Here is a 19,220-nt window from a genome sequence, read left to right as displayed (position 1 = left end):
CATTCACGTCGGATTTCAGTCGAAAAAGGGGATATTCACCAAGGCGTAAATACGATCCGGTCCACCCATATTGGGCGAATTACCCCACAAGCGAGCTAACCCCCCCATAATTATCAGCTATCTCTTTTGTAATTTTTCGCGGTTATTGCTTAAGTATTTTTTTGGATTTGTCTAATCAGCGGACTCATTCAATTGATTCTTTTAAAGTCCGGAACAGCGTTGTGTGCTGCGGATCTATTTGCCTGTATCCCCAAAGATGTGCACACACTTTACCTCTGAAGACGGTCGAGTCGTTGTCGGTTGTACACCAAGATCAATCCTTCGAATGGTCTTTTGCTGGCGTTGCGCGTAGGTCCCTTTGTATGCTCTTTGTGTAAAGTGCCGCAAAAATCTTTTCGATCTACTCGCCTATCCAGGTTGGTGAGGAGATCGCGTTAATTCTGCGTGCGAAAGTGGTCTTAGGCATCGAAGAGCCCGGGTTGTATTACACTATGGCCCTGGAGTTTCTTTCGATGGCGGTAGTCTGCCACGGATTTGTGGGTTTTAGGCGTGTCCTGAAAAAAGACGAGACACTACCGTCAATTCCCCTTCACCCCCCATCGTTTGACTGGGACTTGTAATCTTAAGCAATCACCTTAGCCAGGGCTTTTCCTTAGGGTACAGTCCCCGCTATCCCGGATTTAATCCGCAATATCCCGTTTATGCCTCTGGCCTAATGGCAGATTGAGTCGAGCAAGGCACACTGCCGGCAGTTTATAAAAACGACCTGTCGCTATGGCTTACAGAAATCCCATTTGTACCGGGGTGTCATAAACCAATCTGCGACAACAGATATTTCCAGTTAGCTTCATAAAATCAATATCCGGGTGATCAGCCATGAGACAAAAGTGTTTTCACAGAAACCGCCTGGCGTTCATTATTTCTGGCGCCCTGGGAGTAACCAGTATCCCATTAGTGCTGGCGGCAGAAGGCGAAACCCCTCTCGAGGAAGTGACGGTGACAGGCATCCGGGCCAGCCTGAAGACTTCCATGGATGTAAAGCGGGATAGTGCAGGTGTTGTAGATGCAATTTCCGCCGAGGACATGGGCAAGTTTCCGGATTCCAATCTGGCTGAATCCCTGCAGCGTATTACTGGAGTTTCCATCGACCGCCGCAACGGTGAAGGCAGTCGGGTCACCGTGCGTGGGTTTGGGCCGGACTACAACCTTATTACCCTGAATGGCCGCCAGATGCCGTCCACCTCCCTTGCACAAAATGGTGGCGGGGTAAGCCAGGGGCGTGCCTTTGATATGGATAACCTGGCAGCAGAAAGTGTCAGGGCGCTCGAAGTATACAAAACGGGGCGTGCGGATATTGCCTCTGGCGGAATGGGCGCGACGATTAATGTTATCACCCAGCGACCCTTCGACCGCCCAGGGCTGAACATGTCTCTTGGTGCCAAGGTTCTGGTGGATACTACCAATGTCGTAGGCGATGACTATACGCCGGAGGCTGCGGGACTGTTCAGTTGGACCGATGAAGGGGAGAGGCTTGGTTTTGCCCTAACCGGTTCCTACCAGCGGCGCGACAGCGGCGCGAGTGGTGCCTATACCAATAACTGGATAACCGAAGCTTACGATGGCACCATCCCCCAGTCCCCCGGTAAGGGCTCTGGTGAGCCCATCAATATTCTCAATGAGCCGGAACTGGGGGCATTGAGATCGTTGCCCACGGATCTACGTTATATCCATTCCGACCGTGAGCGTACCCGCATTAATACACAGCTCACATTGCAGTGGCGACCGATCGATACCCTGACCGGCACTGTGGATTACACCTACGTCAGGCAGGATATCTATGAAAACCGTTCGGAACTGTCCGCCTGGATGGACACCTATAAAAGCGATATCGTCTTTGATGCGGGTCCGGTACATACGCCGGTGCTCTATTGGGAAGAGCGCCGCGAACAGAACCCCCGGGATATTGGCCTGGCTCTGCAGCAGCAAAATCAGGTCAATAAACTGGAATCCCTTGGGCTGAATCTGGTATGGCAGCCCAGCGATGAGTTTGAACTGGTGTTCGACGCGCATCAATCCAAGTCCTCCAGTTTGCCAGATGCGGATTATGGAAATTGGATCAATATTGGCCTCGGGGCAAATGTCTCCGCCGGCCAGGGAATCGATTTTACCCGGGATGGCCTGCCCATTCTGGTCGTAGACTTCGATGATGAGGTGTACGGCAATGGCAATGGGAAGCTGGACGAGGGGGAAGTCGGTTCCTCGGTAAGACAGATATTTAATGACCGCGCCTTGGCAGAGTTTACTCAGGCCCGCCTGGGTGCCAACTTTGTGTTCAATGAAGCACATTCGATTGATTTTGGGATTGAATCCCGCGATATGGAAACGCGCCTGCAATCCTCCTTTTATCAGGAGTTGCTGGCCGGAGGATGGGGGATCGCCAATCCCGGTGACGTTCCCGCTGAATACCTGTCTCCGATCGACTATGCCAAGCTTTTCAATGATTATAATTTGTCACTGGGATCAAACAGTCGCGAGTTCTTTGACCTTGTCAGCGATGGTCGGGCTGGGCCACTGCTTCTGGGATACACCGGCAATGCGGCACTTATCGGCAGACATCTCTCCAACGCGGTCGGATTGCCCTGGGCGGTTAACCCGGTGGACAATCTGGATCGCACTGTCCACGAAACGGTCTACGGGGCTTACTCGCAATATTATTTCAGCACGGACTGGCGGGATATGCCGGTGAATCTGGTAGTGGGACTTCGGTATGAGAAAACGGAGATTGAATCCATAGATCTCGCCAACTTACCCACCGAAGTAGTCTGGCAGAGTAACAACGATTTCCAAATTCCTGCCGGTGCCATGGCCACCCCTTACTCTGAAAAGGCGGGATACAATCACTGGCTTCCCAATGTGGACTTTGATATCGAATTTATTCCCGGGTTGAAAGGGCGTTTTTCCTACAGTAAGACGATTGCTCGAGCCAATTACGACCAGATGGGGTCTGCCGCCTCCGGCCTGGGTGGCCCCTCCTTGCCGACCCTACTCTCAGGTTCTGCCCTCGGTACAGCGGGATCGGGCAATCCAGGTATATTGCCACTGGAGTCGGATAATCTGGATCTGTCCCTGGAGTGGTATTTCGATGAGTCCAGCTATGTTTCCATGGGTTATTTCCGCAAGGATGTCGATAACTTTATCGGTACTGCGACAACGGATGTCAGCTTGTATGGCCTCACCGATCCCACCAACGGTCCGCGCGCTACCCAGGCAATGGCGGATTTGGCAGCACTGGGAGAGCCACTCAATGATACCAATCTTTTTTCAATGGTTGCGGCCAATATACTCGGGGTTGATTTCTATGACTATACCGCAGAAGAGTTTGAAAATCGGGTCGATGTTACCGGTAATGCTGATGATGAACCCATCATTTTCCGCGTATCACAACCCAAAAATTCTGAGAAGGCGGTGATTGATGGCTGGGAATTGGGCGTTCAGCACTTCTTTGGCGGGACTGGTTTTGGTTTGCAGGCAAACTACACCATTGTGAATGGGGATATTGAGTACGATGTGGAGCAGGACCCTGCGATCAATGGAGGGGAGCAATTTGCCTTAACGGGACTCAGCGATACCGCCAATGTATCGTTGATTTTCGAAAAGTATGGCCTTTCTGCCCGGCTTTCCTATAACTGGAGAGATGCGTTCCTCGCTGGAATTGAGGATGGCGGAAGGCGTCCACGCTATACCGAAGAATACAGTCAGGTGGACCTGAGTATTGGCTATGAAGTGCAAGAAAATCTGAAACTCAGTCTCGAAGGCATCAATCTACTGGGTGAGGACCACCGTCAGTTTGCGCGTTCAACAAGTCAGCTGTTGCGTATGGAGATATTGGGCCCACGCTATGCCCTGAGTGCCCGCTATCATTTTTGAAGGGGGAGCCCTGAGGTCTTGTCAGACCATGCAGGTAGTTTGGGCAAAGAATTTATCCGGCAGGTAACCAGCTTGCCAGACTAAGGTGACGCTGCGGCCGTGGGCTGAGGTGCGTATTAGAATTACAGGCATTTCAGCCGGATTTTTGAATGCGACAGCCAAAAAGGCGGTGGACAATTTATTCAATACCGGTTGAATAAAAATGACAAGAGAGTCGTATGGGTGACCAATATTGTAATTCTCGACAGTAAGCGCAACCGAGATATCAAGGTGGCATTTGAACCCAGGTTAACTCCTCAGGATGGCCTGGGCCATATTCAGGTTTTTCCTTCAGAGTTAGAGGCTGCCCATAAAGAATTTCCGGTTTTCTTTAAAAAACATTCAGGAACCGGCCAATTTTTTTTGGTGGCTATACTTTCCCTGCAGGAAAACGGCAATATATTTTCAAGTGATGGCAGTTGGGACTCCCGCTATATCCCCCTGATGTCCAGGCGCGGGCCTTGCATGATTGGTCGCAATGATGGTTCATTGAGCCTGTGTGTGGATTTGAATGATGCACGCGTAGGGGAGCAGGGGCAACGCTTGTTTGATGAACAGGGCTTCACCACTGAGACTGCAAAAGAAGTTGCCAGGATACTTTCCGTGATCCACCAGGGGAAAATTCAGAGCGACCACCTCATGGATGCGCTCAATGCTGAATCCCTGATTGAGCCGATTTCCGTAGCCTATCCAAAGGGCGCTCCCTTGTGCAATTTGCAGGGACTCTATTCCATTAATCCAAGGAAACTGCAGGATTTGCAGCCTGCCCCCCTCCAGCAGCTCAATAGAAGCGGGGCTTTGCGAAGTGCCTATTTGCTTGCCAGTTCCGCAGCAAACCTGGATAAACTCTGGCAGGGTGAAGAGCGGATGCCCAATGCCGATAAATCCAGCGAGCGTTGAATCGATATGGACAGAATCCATCAAGTCGTTATTGCGGGAGGGGGAACGTCCGGGTGGTTGGCTGCATCAGCTATTGCCAAACTCTACGGTAAACAGGTAGAGGTTACCCTGGTGGATTCTGCAGAGATTGGGCGTATCGGTGTTGGGGAGGCAACAATACCGCCTCTGAGGAATTTTCACCGTCTGCTTGGCATCCAGGAACCTGAGTTTATGTCAGCAACCCAGGCCACTTTTAAGCTGGGTATTGAATTCAAGCACTGGGCACAGCGGGGTGATAGCTATATCCACTCTTTTGGCATTACCGGTAAGGATTGCTGGGCCTGTGACTTCCATCATTTTTGGCTGGCAGGTCGCGAGAAAGCATTGGCAAGTGAGTTTGGCGACTACTGTGTGGAGTTGCAATCTGCGCGAAAACAGCGCCTATTGCCGGGAGATGCCGGAAACTTGAATTATGCCTATCACCTCGATGCGGGTTTATATGCGGAATTTCTTCGACATCATGCGCTGAAGCATGGATGTAGTCATGTTGATGGAAAAATAGAGCGGGTAGAAATTACGGGAAGCGATGGTTATATCGATGCACTGGTACTTGAAGATGGTACCAGAATTCAGGGAGACTTGTTTATCGATTGCAGTGGTTTTCGTGCGCTACTTATCGGTTCTGCCCTGAACGTCGGCTTTGAATCCTATGGGCATTTTTTGCCTTGTGATTCGGCGATCACCGTTCAGAGTACTGCACAGGACCAGTTGCGCCCGTACACCCAAGCGATAGCGCAGGAATTTGGATGGCAGTGGTGTATTCCACTACAAAACCGGGTGGGCAACGGTCTGGTCTATAGCAGTCAGTATGTGACTGATACCGTTGCGGGTGAACGTTTGTTGCAGAATTTGTTCACCGAACCGCTCTCTGAGCCCCGCCGGTTTCGCTATCGGACCGGGCGGCGCAAGCTGGCGTGGCACAAGAATTGTGTGGCCATTGGTCTGTCGGGCGGTTTTCTCGAGCCGGTGGAATCCACGTCCATACATCTAGCCATGTCGGCAATTCTGCGTTTGCTAAAGTTATTCCCCAGGAATGGAATTTCTGACCTGGCGATAACCACTTTTAATGAGCAGACTCGTGGCGAGATTGAGAGGATCAGGGATTTTATTATCCTGCACTACAAGGCGACGGAGCGCACAGATAGTGCTTTCTGGCGACACTGTAACACTATGGCGATTCCAGATTCACTGGCGGGCCGCTTGGCATTATTTCGTGAAACAGGTGTGTTGTCTGGGACAGAGAGAGAACTGTTTCAAATCGATTCCTGGGTGCAGGTGTTACTTGGACAGCGGGTGGTACCCAACGACTACCACCCCATTGTCGATCTTATGAGTGACGATGAGCTGGGAAAATTTCTATTGAGCTACAAAAAATTTGTTGAGACCAGAGTTTCGGCATTTCCCACACACCGTCAGGCGATAGAGCGATATTGCAAGGGCCGTTCGCAAACGGATACCTGTGCATGAACAGGATGATCAAGCGGGTAGTTGTATTGGGTGGTGGAACGGCGGGCTGGATAACCGCTGGGTTGCTCGCTGCAGAGCATTGTGGTGCGAATGCGTGCGGCCTGCAAGTGGTATTGGTGGAGTCACCGGATATTCCGGTGATTGGTGTGGGTGAAGGAACCTGGCCGACAATACGCAACACCCTGCGTAAGATCGGTCTCAACGAGACCCAGCTGTTCCGTGAATGTGATGCCTCCTTCAAGCAGGGGGCGAAGTTCTGCGGCTGGGAAACCGGCAAGGCGGGGGAGTTCTATTACCATCCATTGATGGTGCCTGAGGGGTATGGGGAGGTTGATCTGGCGAGAGGGTGGCAGGAAGAGGAGGTGAGTGCGTCTTTTGCCGATCGTGTGAACTTCCAAAGTCTTTTGTGCGAACGCGGCCTGGCGCCTAAGCTGATGACGACACCGGAGTATGCTGCCATCGCCAACTATGCATACCATATCAATGCGGGAAAACTCGGCAAGCTGCTGGCGCGCCATTGCCAGGAGAAACTCGGGGTTGTGCATCACCGGGTAAAAATTGACGGTGTGCGCAGTCATAATAATGGGGATATTGCCGCTTTGTTACGTGAGGGAGGCGGAGAAATTCCTGGTGATCTGTTTATCGATTGTTCCGGCAGTGCCGCCCGTCTAATCGGCCAGCACTTTCAGGTTCCTTTTATGTCCTGCATCAATCTGCTGTTTAATAATCGTGCGGTTGCGGTACAGGTGCCCTATGCCCGTGAAAATGATCCCATCGCTTCTCACACCATCGGGGCTGCACAAAAGGGGGGTTGGATTTGGGATATTGGCCTCCCTACGCGCAAGGGGGTGGGGTATGTGTATTCTAGCGCGCATATAGAGGACGACGCTGCCTACGAGGCACTGAGGGTCTACTTGGGGCAATGCCTTCCCGCGCAACAGGTCGATACACTAACTTATCGCCAGCTTACCTTTGAGCCTGGCCACAGGGCCAAGTTCTGGCATAAGAATTGTGTTGCTGTGGGCATGGCCGCGGGCTTTGTTGAACCCCTGGAAGCCTCAGCGCTGGTACTGGTGGAGATGGCAGCAGCCATGATCAGTGATGATCTTCCGGTGGACAGAGCGGTGATGGACACCATTGCCCAGCGCTATAATCGTCGGTTTGAGTATCGCTGGGCGGGTATTATTGATTTTCTGAAACTACACTACGCGATCTCCAAGCGTGATGATACCACTTACTGGCGTGATCATACCCGCGAAGCCACTACTTCCGAACGTTTGCAGGAATGGTTGCAACTGTGGAGCCGGCAGCCCCCCTGCAAACATGACTTCCCCCTGGTGGAGGAGGTTTTTGCCTCCGCAAGCTGGCAATACGTACTCTATGGAATGGGATTTAAAACCCAACCGAGACCCACAAGGCATCGTGCGCATAACACGGAAGACTACCAGAAACTTATCACACAGAATAAGAACTTCGCCCGGCAATGCTTTTCTGCCCTGCCAAAAAACCGTGAACTTGTTGAAAAAATCCAACGCTATGGGTTGCAGCGGGTTTAACCTGCTTCGTCAATCTGACTGCGGACGTCCATGTTGTCTTCAATTTTTACCCTTTTGTCGAAAACCCTTGGGGCACAGCTGCGCTAACATGATAGAAAAGAGCGGCATGAATAAATGGCTTGATAGGTACGGGTTTTCCATCACCCAACCGAATCACCTGCCAAGGCTGTACTCTCAGGATCAATCACTATGACATTATTGCAAAGTAACACAGCATCTGGTGCTGCGCAGTTGCAAGCCGGCGACCAGTCTGCGCAAAGATTTGCGCTGGTGGCTTTGACTTCTCTGTTTTTTCTGTGGGGGTTTATCACCTGCCTAAACGATATTCTTATCCCCTATCTGAAAGGGATTTTTGATCTGAACTATGCCCAGGCCATGCTGGTGCAGTCCTGCTTCTTTGGAGCCTATTTTCTGGTATCCCTTCCCGCCGGTGCCCTGGTATCAAGAATCGGATACCAAAAGGGCATTGTGACGGGGCTGGGTGTTGCCGTGTTGGGCTGCTTGCTGTTTATTCCCGCCGGGCGTATGGAAATTTATGCGCTTTTCCTGGGGGCCCTGTTTGTTCTGGCTTCCGGTATCACCCTGCTGCAGGTATCGGCGAATCCCTATGTAACGGTATTGGGTGATGAGCACACAGCGGCCAGCCGTCTCACTATGACCCAGGCTTTTAACTCTCTGGGTACAACGATAGCCCCCCAATTCGGGGCGATAATGATCCTGCCGGCGGCAGGGGTAGCGGCCAGCGCTGCAGGAGCCTCCGCGGTTGCAGTGCCGTACCTGATACTGGCAAGCTCGCTTGCGGTTCTGGCCATTGTGTTTGGCATTCTCAAGTTGCCACAAATGACCGCCCATACCGTTACCAAGGGACAGGCTGAGTCAGCCTGGAATTACCGCCACTTGGTGCTGGGTGCGGTAGCCATTTTCCTGTATGTGGGGGCTGAAGTCTCTATCGGCAGTTTCCTGGTGAACTTTATGGCCGAGGATTCCATTGCCGGCCTGGAAGAATCGGAGGCGGCATTTTTTGTCTCATTATACTGGGGTGGGGCCATGGTGGGCCGCTTCGCCGGTGCACTGATCATGCGATATATTGCCGCCGGAAATGTATTGGCTGTATGCGCGATCGTCTCTTGTATTCTGCTGCTAATCACAGTGATTGGCGATGGCTATCTGGCAATGTATGCGGTACTGGCGGTGGGCTTGAGTAACTCCATTATGTTCCCGACGATTTTCAGCCTGGCAGTGGCCAAACTTGGCCGTGCTACCAGCCAGGGTTCGGGGATTTTGTGTCTGGCAATTGTCGGCGGTGCTGTTGTACCTTTCCTGCAGGGCTTGCTGGCCGATCGTGTGGGTATCCAGCTGGCATTTGTTCTGCCAGTGTTCTGTTATCTCTATATTCTCTATTATGGGATCGCCGGGCATCGCCCGAATAAACGCGCTTGAAGGACTACCTCCCCTCTCCTAAACGCTTTGCGCCGGTGTCTGTATGCCGGCTTTTTTTGATATTGAGCAGGGGGTGTGCCCTGCAAAACAATTGAAAATTAAATATGGATTAGAAAAACTTCACTGGAAATGGGTGCAGGTGGAATTTTCGATGCTTTGGACTTACTGACAAGGCGGAAGAGAAGAATACCCTCCTCTCGGGACCGTATGAGGCATGGACGCCGATTACGAGCATACAGGGAGGTATTCACAACGTGTCCCGAGAGGAGGGTATTCTTTGCTTCCGACCCGGTAGTAAACAGGAGTTCAGTATCGACAGTGAAAACCATTAAGTGGTATTTGTTAGGCTATGGTTAAGAGGCTTTTGTTGCTGCCTGTTGGGCTCTGTGGTTGGAGTCCAGAAATGTCTTGATTGGCTGGCGATAGTTTCGGCTGACTTTGACCTTGGCACCACTACTGAGGGTGAGAAAGTACTCGCCTTTAGTCAGCACCTTGATATGCATAATACAATTCAGGTTTACCAGGGTGGATCTGTGGATGCGCTTGAAGTTATACGGGCACAGTTGCTTTTGCAGGTCCTTGATTGTGCTGCGCATCACATGTGTCTCGCCTTTCACATGCACACACATATAGTCACCAGCTGCGTCAATCCATTCGATATCCTGTTGGTTTACCATGGTGATGGTGCCGCGATCCTTGATGGCCAGGCGATGGGAAAAAGGTTGCGTTAGCGCATTTTCACCAGATAATTTACCTCGCCGGCTGGCATCTGCAATTGAGTTAAGCAGGCGACCCTTTTGCCCTAGGCGGCTGCCATCCTGTGACGAGTGCATTTGCTGTAGCCGCTGGCGGACCCGCTCCAGTGCGGTTTGCAGGCGCCTGCTGTCCAGCGGTTTTAACACATAGTCCACGGCATGAACTTCAAACGCCTTCAGTGCGTAGCGGTCGTAGGCTGTCGTGAATACGATCAGCGGCATGGTGTCGCCTTGCAAACGGCGGACTACTTCAAAGCCATTCATACCGGGCATTTGTACATCTAGGATCAGTAGATCCGGAGCGCTGTCGAATACAGCCTGCAGTGCTTCCCGGCCATTCCGACAGCAGGCGACAATCTCTAAATCCTCGAATTCCTCAAGCATACTTTTCAGCAGTCGCAAGGCGAGGGGTTCGTCGTCCACCAATGCGACAGTGAGTGTGTTCATAGGGTTTCTCCCTGTGTTAGATGGGTAGTATGTGTAGGTATTTCCAGCGGAATATCAATACGCACCAGCATGCCGGAATCCGTTTTTTTACACTGTTCTATATGGAAATTCTGTGGATACAGATTGCAAAGGCGCTCTCGTACATTTTTCACGCCGACGCCGGTAGAGGTAAAATGGCACTCCAACGTATCAGAAAACCTGCTTGAACAGCCGGTATCAGCGACTTCCAGTATCAGGCGGGAACCGGCATGTTGTGCGCTAATGGCGATAGTTCCACCGAGTTCATTGGGGGCAATGGCGTATTTGACTGAGTTTTCCACCAAAGGCTGTAGCAGCATGCTGGGCACCTGAGCGTTCCGCGTCTGCTCATCAATAGACAGGTCCACGATTAGCCGGTCGGCGAAGCGGGTCTTTTCGATTTCCAGGTAAAGCAGTACGGCTTCAATCTCCCGTTCCAGCGCGATTTTCTGCATCGGATCTTCTTTGAGCGACAGACGCAGGAAGTCGCTGAGGCGTATTACCATTTGGCCGGCCTCATCGGCCTGCTCAAAACGGATTAGCGCATTGATGGAATTCAGCGTATTAAACAGAAAATGCGGGTTGAGCTGATAACGCAACATTTTCAGTTGTGCCTCACTGGCAATAGCCTCAGCTTGCAGTCTGCGTAGTTGTTCGTGTTCGTTCACTGCAGCAACCTCAAGCATTTTTCTGTGCTCAACTTGCAGCAGAAGATGATATTTCACTCCGCAATAGAGGGCGCTCCAGAATAAAAATACGAAGAGAGAGGCGTAATACCAGCCGCCAAATTCAGACCAGATGGAGTGTTCGCCGCTCAGGCGGATATAGGCCTCCATCCTCACCAGCGTCCAAATCCCGGAGATCACCGCCACTGCAAGCAGATAGATAACTGTGCGCACGGCCAGCTCTGAACCCCAGGCTATGTCGAATATAGGTTTGAGAAAAAGCGACAGCACAAAGGCGATAACGCATTGAAACAGGGTATTTGCCGGTTCAAAGTTTGGCCATTCTGAGGGGGAATGCCACAGGCTGAGTGAAAGAAAAGTGACCAGCAATATCCCCGCCCAGCTCACTAGCTGCAACTTCCAAAACCAGCGGTTGGACTGAATATCAGTGCTTAGGTTGTTATTTTGACGGGTTGAGTACTGCATGATGTCCCGTTTTTTTAATATTATGAAAATGCCGGGATAGACGCTCACCATCGCCTTCATTATTATCCTGTAGATACTACCTCGGCTTGCCCGGTCCCGCCAGGGCCAGGCAATGCAAACCTTCCGGCTTATCCCTCAAATAGTCCTTTTTGCCTGATTTTGGGGTGAACAATAAAGTAAATTCCGGCAATCTGGGCTTGGTGGCGGGAATCGGTGGTCTTGCCTGTACCTGTTGCATGGATTGTAGAAATTAGGCCGGCTATCCGTGAAATCGCTGTGTTCGGCTTTTAGAGTAATCAGAGGGGTTGTTCTCAAGATTTACCGAACTGAGCAAGTGATTTTGAAGGGGGGTAGTTTGTGTATGATTCAGTTCTTGCTGACTTACTACCGGGTCGGAAGGAAAGAATATCCCTCTCCCGGGACACGCTGTGAATACATCCTTGTACGCTCGTAATCGGCATCCATGCCTTATACGATCCTGGGAGTGGGGTATGCTTCCTTCCTGCTTTACTAGTAGATCGGGTGAATGCGCGCTTTTATGCAGTTTTTGTCGCGGTGGGGTTGTAGGATTTGGGATGAGTGGATTGATTGGGGTAAATGTACTATTGGTTTTGGGGATTACTTTCCGATGAGCCAGATGTTGCCCGAGTCGCGGCGCTCCCCAGAGGAGATAGTGGTTAAGGAATCGGGTCATAAGGGCTCAGTGCCGGCGGGCGTTGCCCCCGGCTATTTCAATCTGGCTGCCCTGACTTCTTTATTTTTGATCTGGGGGTTTATTACCGGCCTTAATGATGTGCTGGTGCCGCACCTGAAAAATGTTTTTGAGCTGAGTTATACCCGGGCCGTATTGGTACAGTTCTGCTTTTTTGCCGCTTACTTCCTGGTCTCGGTACCTGCGGGATTGCTGCTGCACAGAGTGGGTTATCAGTTAGGGCTGGTGCTGGGCCTGTTGGTTGCCTGTGCCGGTTGTCTGATATTTATTCCAGCGGCACGCTTGCAAATCTATGGGGTATTTTTACTGGGACTCTTTGTATTGGCCTCAGGAATTACCCTACTGCAGGTATCTGCCAATCCCTATGTTATCGCCCTGGGTGGCGCCCGCTCGGCACCCAGTCGGTTGAATCTGACCCAGGCATTTAATTCTCTGGGAACGACGCTCGCACCAGTCATTGGTGGTGCGGTATTTTTTACCGCGATCTCTGTGGGCTCTGACCCGGATACTGCCGCGAATATAGCTGAATTTCGTGCCCGTGAAGCGGCATTGGTGGAGACCCCCTATTTCTGGCTGGCGGTCATATTGTTGCTGATGGTGGCCTTCTTCTCCTGGATACGTCTGCCGGTGACCCCCAACCACCTGAAAGCCCCCGGGCGTGGGGTACTTGAAAAGGATGTCTTTTCTATTTGGCGATTTCCCAGGTTGACTTTGGGAGCGGTGGGTATCTTTGCCTATGTTGGGGCTGAAGTTGCTATCGGTAGCTTTCTGGTGAGCTTTTTCGGGGAGCCTTCAGTAGCAAGAATGCGACCCTTTGAGGCCGCACACTTTGTCTCTTTGTATTGGGGCGGTGCGATGATAGGCCGCTTTGTCGGCGCATTGCTTCTGCGCTACGTCTCTGCCGGGAAAATGTTGGCGGTCTGTAGTCTGGGCTCAGTAGCGCTGATTGCGGTGGCTATGCATTCCTCCGGTGCTATTGCTGTGTGGTCAATCGTTGCGGTTGGGCTGTGTAATTCGATTATGTTTCCAACCATATTCAGCCTCGCCCTGCGCGGGCTGGGTGGGCATACCTGCCAGGGTAGTGGTGTGCTTTGTATGGCAATCGTGGGGGGGGCAATCATTCCGCTTTTACAGGGCCTGGTCGCAGATAACGCCGGTATCCAGGTTTCATTTCTGGTGCCTCTGCTGTGTTATTGCTTTATCGTCTACTACGGGGCCTTCTCGCCGGATTTGCGTGGAGATGCAGAGGAGTAAGGCCGTCATCGCCTCTGTGATGGAGCGATGCTTGAACTTGCCTGGCGCAATTCTATGATCCTGTCGGGGCAGGGCGAAAGTCGTATTTCCGATACAACTGACAATATGTGCAGGACGCAGGGTCCGTATCGCCTTGAGAAAGAACCACTTTACCTGATTTTTATTGCCCAATGTCGGTGTGGAATGAATGATAGATTCGCGGTGTAGCGGGCTCTGGGACGCAGGTACAGCTGAGGAAATCACAAATCCCTATCCGTAGATATATCCTTTGGGCATAGAAACTGCGCATTGCAAGATGCGGTGGAACAAGAATAATTAGCGAAGGATAAAAATAGTAATGAGAAAGCACACAACAAACAATTGTATTTTCCGCTCTGGGCGGGCCATTATGGCATTATTGACAGGCTGGTGGCTGTTGCACTCCGCCGGTGTATTCGCAGTGGACCCCCTGAGTGTCAATGGCAACCAGATTTTGATTGGTGGCCAACCAGGCAGCCTTGCGGGCAATAGCTATTTCTGGAGTAATAATGGCTGGGGTGGAGAAAAATACTACAATGCGAGCACTGTCAATTGGCTGAAGTCGGATTGGAATTCTACACTGGTCCGTGCTGCAATGGGGGTTGAAGACGGTGGGGGATATTTTGAAGATCCGGCCGGTAACGAAGCCAAGGTGCGAGTGGTAGTGGACGCGGCCATTGCCAATGATATGTACGTTATTATTGATTGGCACTCCCACTATGCCCATACCCATGACTGGAGCCAGGCGATCAATTTCTTTAAGCGTATGGCCTCTGATTACGGTCATACAAACCATGTGATCTATGAAATTTACAATGAGCCCAAACAGGTTTCCTGGAGTAGTGATGTCAAGCCTTATGCCGAGTCGGTGATCAGTGCCATACGCGCTATCGATCCAGATAATCTGATTATTGTCGGAACACCGACCTGGTCTCAGGATGTCGACGAGGCTTCTTATAACCCAATTAGGGGTTACGCCAATATTGCCTATACGCTGCATTTTTATGCTGGTACGCACGGCCAATACTTGAGAGACAAAGCGCAAACTGCACTCAACAATGGCATTGCGCTATTTGCCACTGAATGGGGAACTGTGAATGCAGACGGCAATGGTGGAGTGAATCATGTTGAAACGGATAGTTGGATGGATTTTCTGAAGTCCAACAATATCAGTCATGCAAACTGGTCAATCAATGACAAAAATGAGGGGGCTTCTGCCCTCTGGCCTGGGGCGAATACAGGTGGCGGCTGGTCTGCCTCCAGTTTGACTGAATCCGGGAATAAAGTGCGTCAGATTATTCGATCCTGGGGAGGGAATACACCTCCAACCCCGTCCGACTGCGACATAGTCACCTTGCCCGCAAGAATTGAAGCAGAGGATCTCTGCGAGATGTCCGGTGTTCAGATTGAGAGCACTACGGATGTGGACGGTGGCAGCAATGTTGGCTATCTCGATGCAGGCGACTGGATGAGTTACAAAATCAGTGTGCCCAGCAGTGGTGGCTATACGGTGTCCTACCGGGTGGCTGCGATGGGTACCGGCGGCGTATTGCAGTTGGAAAGACGTGGCGGTTCACCGGTATATGGTCAACTTGATATCCCCAATACCGGTGACTGGCAAAGCTGGACCACGATTCAAAAGACTGTTCAACTGGATGCCGGAGAGCAGGAGATAGCCATTGCGGTTCTGGGTCCCGCCTGGAATCTCAATTGGTTGGATATTCAGAGTAGTAATAATAACCCCGACCCACCCAGTGAGGGGATCGTTATCGAAGCCGAGAATTACACTTATATGGGTGGCGTACAGGTTGAGCCCACCAGTGATATCGGTGGAGGACAGAACGTTGGGTGGATAGATGTGGGAGACTGGATGGCGTACCACGATATTGATATCCCTTCGAGCGGAAACTATACGGTAGAGTTCCGTGTGGCGGCCCTGGATGGTGGCACCCTCAGTTTTGAACGCGCAGGTGGCAATCCTGTTTATGGTACATTGGGAATTCCCGATACGGATGGATGGCAAAACTGGACAACGATTTCCATGACCGTTTACCTGGATGCCGGGAGGCAGAATTTTGGAGTCGGCGTGCCCCAGGGGGGATGGAACCTGAACTGGATACGATTCACCCGGCAGTAGAAGGGCGCACAGGGGGATTAACCCTCACTGGCTTTTTGCTGGCTGGGTGAATGCGGTACGCAGAGGTGCCGTCGCAGGCTGGCGCAATGTATTGAAAGCCCGGCAACGCCACGCAGTTACCGGGCTTTCAAGGGCAGCAAGCAATACCGGATTGATTGCCGGGTAAATGACAATTTCTCTCCAATCCCATCCTGTCTTCCCTGGGGGCATCCTCTTTCCGCCCGGATCATACATTTGAGTATACTGTGGCGAGGTTAATAACGGGCTTGCCATCCAGTGACATGCACTATTCCAGAACCGCTTCCGACACGCCTGCAGGCGGCACTGCAGCGCCACCCTGTGTCAGGTCATCTCTGGGTCGGCTTCTCCGGTGGCCTGGATTCCACGGTTTTGCTGCATCTGCTCGCCAGCTGCCAAATTCCCGTGCGGGCGCTGCATGTGCATCATGGCTTGAGCGCGAATGCGGACCGGTGGTTGAGCCACTGTCGGAAGTTCGCCGGTAGTCTGTCGGTACCCTTTACTGCGGTGCGGATACATGTGAATTCAGGCAAAGGAGGGTTGGAGCAGCGGGCCCGCCGGGCGAGGTATCGGGCTTTTGCCCAGGCGATGTCTGTGGGGGATCAGATTCTGCTTGGCCACCACGGCGATGACCAGGCAGAGACCTTCCTGCTGCGCCTCATGCGCGGTGCAGGTGTATTGGGTTTGGCCGGTATCGCGGAATCACGCACCGTGGGTGCGGGCAGGTCCCTGTTGAGACCGCTGTTGGGGGCGAGCCGTGCTGAGCTGGCGGCCTGGGCTGCGGATCACGGGCTCAGCTGGATCAATGATGAGAGCAATGCCGATGAGTCGCTGGATCGCAACTACCTGCGCCACAGGGTATTGCCTGCGCTTTCCGCGCGCTGGCCGGCCAGGCAGCGGGTTGCGCGGGCAGTGGACAACCTGCGGGAATCCGCCGAATTGTTGCAGGCGTTGGCACTTGCGGATCTGCACGACTGTGGATTCCGGCGGGAGCGCTGTGGGGAGAGTCTGGCGCTGGGGGTGTTTGCCGGTCTGAGTTTGGCCCGGCGCAAGAACCTGTTGCGCTACTGGAGTTTGCAACAGGGCGGTAAGGCGCCGGAGTGGGCCCCTTTACAGCAGGCACTGGCACAGTTGAGCGCGGCGGCAGCCGATGCCCAGGTTGCAGTGCAACTGGGAGGCAGAGTGGTGAGGCGCTATCAGGGACGCTTATATCTGACCCCTGAGTTGGTGCATTACTCAATGAAAGAGATTGGGGACCAGTGGCGCTGGGATGGTATCTCCGAGTTGCTTCTGCCGGGAGGCGGTGTGCTGGCACCCTCACCGGGCTGGCCAGGTTCAGAGTATCGGGTCCGCTATCGTCGCGGGGGTGAACGGGCACATCCATCGGATCGGGTACACTCCCAGACCCTGAAGAAGTTATTGCAGGAGCGGGCCCTGGAGCCCTGGCTGAGAGACAGGGTGCCACTGGTGTATCGCGCGGGGGAACTGGTGGCCGTCGGCGGCCTGTTTACCTGCGAAGTGGCGGGCCTCACCCAGGCACCGCCGCCCAGATGGCAGTTTTCCGATTGAGTGGAAAGGGGTTTTCTGCTAGTCTGGCCCCCCGTCTCAATGGCACCGGGACAAGCTGGATTATACGCCCGGGCCTGCCCTGTAAGCTTGACTTTCATCGAGCACCCAACTGATCAAGGTTTTGCATGACGCGCTATATATTTGTCACTGGTGGCGTGGTTTCCTCATTGGGAAAAGGAATCGCCTCCGCCTCTCTGGCCGCTATTCTCGAGGCCCGTGGTCTCAAGGTAACCATCCTGAAACTGGACCCTTACATCAACGTTGACCCGGGCACCATGAGCCCCTTTCAGCACGGGGAGGTCTATGTCACAGAAGATGGTGCTGAGACCGACCTAGACCTGGGTCACTATGAACGTTTTATTCGCACACGGATGTCCAAGCGCAACAACTTCACCACTGGCCGGGTTTACGAAACCGTACTGCGCAAGGAGCGCCGCGGAGACTACTTGGGCGGTACCGTACAAGTGATCCCCCATATTACTGACGAGATCAAGCGCCGCGTACTGGAAGGCGGTCGCGATATGGATGTGGCCATCGTCGAGATAGGCGGTACCGTCGGCGATATCGAATCCCAGCCATTCTTGGAATCCGTGCGCCAGCTGCGCGTTGAGATGGGCATAAACCGCGCACTGCTGATTCATCTGAGTTATGTCCCCTTTATCACCACCGCTGGAGAAACCAAAACCAAGCCGACCCAGCATTCCGTCAAGGAGCTGCGTTCCATTGGCCTGCAACCGGACATACTGCTGTGTCGATCCGAGCGTGAGATCCACAAAGATGCCCGCCGCAAGATCGCATTGTTCACCAATGTGGAGGAGCGCGCGGTTGTCCCCTTGCCCGATGCCAAAACCATCTACGGTGTACCGCGCCTGCTGCACAGCCATGGTCTCGACGATATCGTTGTGGAAAAGCTGCAGTTGGAATGCCAGGCCCCGGACCTGTCCGAATGGGACAGGGTAGTGGATGGCAAGCTCAATCCCCGCAAAGAAATCAGGGTTGCCATGGTTGGCAAGTATATGGAGTTGCTGGATGCCTACAAGTCGCTGATCGAATCCCTCACCCATGCGGGGATCAAACACCGCTGTAAAGTGGATATTGACTTTATCAATGCGGAGGACGTAGAGGGGCCGAGTGGTATCGATCTGATTGCGGGCGCCGATGCAATCCTGGTACCCGGCGGTTTCGGTGGGCGCGGTCTTGAGGGTAAGTTGGAAGCCGTGCGCTACGCCCGTGAAAACGATATCCCCTACCTGGGTATCTGTCTTGGATTGCAGTCGGTGGTGATTGAGTTCGCCCGCAATGTGCTCGGCCTAGAAGGTGCCAACAGTACGGAATTCGATACCAAGACGCCACATCCGGTGATTGGCCTGATCACAGAGTGGATTGACAGCGAAGGCAATGTAGAGACGCGCGATGAGCAATCCGACCTCGGTGGTACCATGCGTCTGGGGGGCCAGGAGTGCCGTCTGGCAGAGGGCTCCAGAGCCCGTGAAATTTATGCTGCAAATGTGATTATGGAGCGCCACCGTCACCGTTATGAAGTGAATAATAATTATGTCGACCGCCTGCAGCAGGCTGGCCTTAAGGTCGGCGGCTTTTCAGCGGATGATACACTGGTGGAAATGGTTGAACTGCCGAACCACCCTTGGTTTGTCGCCTGTCAGTTTCACCCGGAATTTACCTCCACACCCCGCGATGGCCACCCGCTGTTTGAGAGCTTTGTTGCCGCAGCCATGCAGCAGCATGAGAGTCGGGGCTAAAATAAAAAATACC

11 protein-coding genes are annotated in these 19,220 nt (G+C 52.7%); 9 read left to right on the top strand and 2 right to left on the bottom strand.

Annotated elements, in window-relative coordinates; genetic code table 11:
- Window positions 1–876: 876 nt before the first annotated feature.
- From Q1A48_RS11915 to Q1A48_RS11895, 5 genes are all read left to right on the top strand, one after another.
- Window positions 877–3,927 carry a TonB-dependent receptor gene (locus Q1A48_RS11915; protein ID WP_299945023.1) on the top strand — a complete coding sequence of 1,017 codons (3,051 nt, stop codon included), beginning with the start codon at window positions 877–879 and terminating at the stop codon, window positions 3,925–3,927.
- Between the two features lie 222 nt (window positions 3,928–4,149).
- Complete coding sequence (locus Q1A48_RS11910) at window positions 4,150–4,866, top strand: SapC family protein (RefSeq protein WP_299945021.1); 717 nt, start codon at window positions 4,150–4,152, stop codon at window positions 4,864–4,866.
- 6 nt (window positions 4,867–4,872) lie between these two features.
- Window positions 4,873–6,372, top strand: coding sequence for a tryptophan halogenase family protein (locus Q1A48_RS11905; RefSeq protein ID WP_299945018.1), 1,500 nt, complete (start codon window positions 4,873–4,875; stop codon window positions 6,370–6,372).
- Window positions 6,369–7,928, top strand: coding sequence for a tryptophan halogenase family protein (locus tag Q1A48_RS11900; RefSeq protein ID WP_299945016.1), 1,560 nt, complete (start codon window positions 6,369–6,371; stop codon window positions 7,926–7,928). The genes Q1A48_RS11905 and Q1A48_RS11900 overlap by 4 nt, the downstream gene beginning before the upstream one ends.
- A gap of 189 nt (window positions 7,929–8,117) precedes the next feature.
- A complete protein-coding gene (locus Q1A48_RS11895) occupies window positions 8,118–9,368 on the top strand; it encodes a sugar MFS transporter (RefSeq protein WP_299945014.1) in 1,251 nt (416 codons plus the stop codon).
- Window positions 9,369–9,721: 353 nt separating this feature from the next.
- Here Q1A48_RS11895 and Q1A48_RS11890 read toward each other — a convergent pair whose 3' ends face one another.
- Window positions 9,722–10,570 carry a LytTR family DNA-binding domain-containing protein gene (locus Q1A48_RS11890; protein WP_299945013.1) on the bottom strand — a complete coding sequence of 283 codons (849 nt, stop codon included), beginning with the start codon at window positions 10,568–10,570 and terminating at the stop codon, window positions 9,722–9,724.
- On the bottom strand, window positions 10,567–11,739 hold the full coding sequence (locus Q1A48_RS11885) for a histidine kinase (RefSeq protein ID WP_299945011.1): 1,173 nt from the start codon (window positions 11,737–11,739) through the stop codon (window positions 10,567–10,569). The genes Q1A48_RS11890 and Q1A48_RS11885 overlap by 4 nt, the downstream gene beginning before the upstream one ends.
- 628 nt (window positions 11,740–12,367) lie before the next feature.
- Between Q1A48_RS11885 and Q1A48_RS11880 the strand changes: the two genes are divergently transcribed.
- The 4 genes from Q1A48_RS11880 to Q1A48_RS11865 all read left to right on the top strand — a co-directional run bounded on the left by Q1A48_RS11880 (window position 12,368) and on the right by Q1A48_RS11865 (window position 19,207).
- Window positions 12,368–13,705 carry a sugar MFS transporter gene (locus Q1A48_RS11880; RefSeq protein WP_299945008.1) on the top strand — a complete coding sequence of 446 codons (1,338 nt, stop codon included), beginning with the start codon at window positions 12,368–12,370 and terminating at the stop codon, window positions 13,703–13,705.
- A gap of 388 nt (window positions 13,706–14,093) precedes the next feature.
- Window positions 14,094–15,860, top strand: a complete 1,767-nt coding sequence (locus Q1A48_RS11875) for a cellulase family glycosylhydrolase (RefSeq protein WP_299945005.1) — start codon at window positions 14,094–14,096, stop codon at window positions 15,858–15,860.
- Between the two features lie 339 nt (window positions 15,861–16,199).
- Window positions 16,200–17,447 (top strand): tRNA lysidine(34) synthetase TilS, encoded by a 1,248-nt coding sequence (gene tilS / locus Q1A48_RS11870; RefSeq protein ID WP_299945003.1) that lies wholly within the window; start codon window positions 16,200–16,202, stop codon window positions 17,445–17,447.
- A 125-nt stretch (window positions 17,448–17,572) separates the two neighbouring features.
- The gene (locus Q1A48_RS11865) at window positions 17,573–19,207 is read left to right on the top strand and encodes a CTP synthase (RefSeq protein ID WP_299945001.1); all 1,635 of its coding nucleotides are present in this window, start codon (window positions 17,573–17,575) and stop codon (window positions 19,205–19,207) included.
- Window positions 19,208–19,220: the final 13 nt, after the last annotated feature.

It is taken from the genome of uncultured Microbulbifer sp. (assembly GCF_947489355.1).
In the GTDB taxonomy this organism is placed as follows: domain Bacteria; phylum Pseudomonadota; class Gammaproteobacteria; order Pseudomonadales; family Cellvibrionaceae; genus Microbulbifer.
The sequence above is the reverse complement of the archived record's forward strand: the minus strand, read 5'-3'. Positions and strand labels throughout refer to the sequence as shown.

Coding starts and splice junctions, on each gene's coding strand:
- Q1A48_RS11915 (WP_299945023.1), top strand. CDS start 877: ATGAGACAAAAGTGTTTTCACAGAAACCGCCTGGCGTTCATTATTTCT.
- Q1A48_RS11905 (WP_299945018.1), top strand. CDS start 4,873: ATGGACAGAATCCATCAAGTCGTTATTGCGGGAGGGGGAACGTCCGGG.
- Q1A48_RS11900 (WP_299945016.1), top strand. CDS start 6,369: ATGAACAGGATGATCAAGCGGGTAGTTGTATTGGGTGGTGGAACGGCG.
- Q1A48_RS11895 (WP_299945014.1), top strand. CDS start 8,118: ATGACATTATTGCAAAGTAACACAGCATCTGGTGCTGCGCAGTTGCAA.
- Q1A48_RS11890 (WP_299945013.1), bottom strand. CDS start 10,570: ATGAACACACTCACTGTCGCATTGGTGGACGACGAACCCCTCGCCTTG.
- Q1A48_RS11885 (WP_299945011.1), bottom strand. CDS start 11,739: ATGCAGTACTCAACCCGTCAAAATAACAACCTAAGCACTGATATTCAG.
- Q1A48_RS11880 (WP_299945008.1), top strand. CDS start 12,368: ATGAGCCAGATGTTGCCCGAGTCGCGGCGCTCCCCAGAGGAGATAGTG.
- Q1A48_RS11875 (WP_299945005.1), top strand. CDS start 14,094: ATGGCATTATTGACAGGCTGGTGGCTGTTGCACTCCGCCGGTGTATTC.
- Q1A48_RS11865 (WP_299945001.1), top strand. CDS start 17,573: ATGACGCGCTATATATTTGTCACTGGTGGCGTGGTTTCCTCATTGGGA.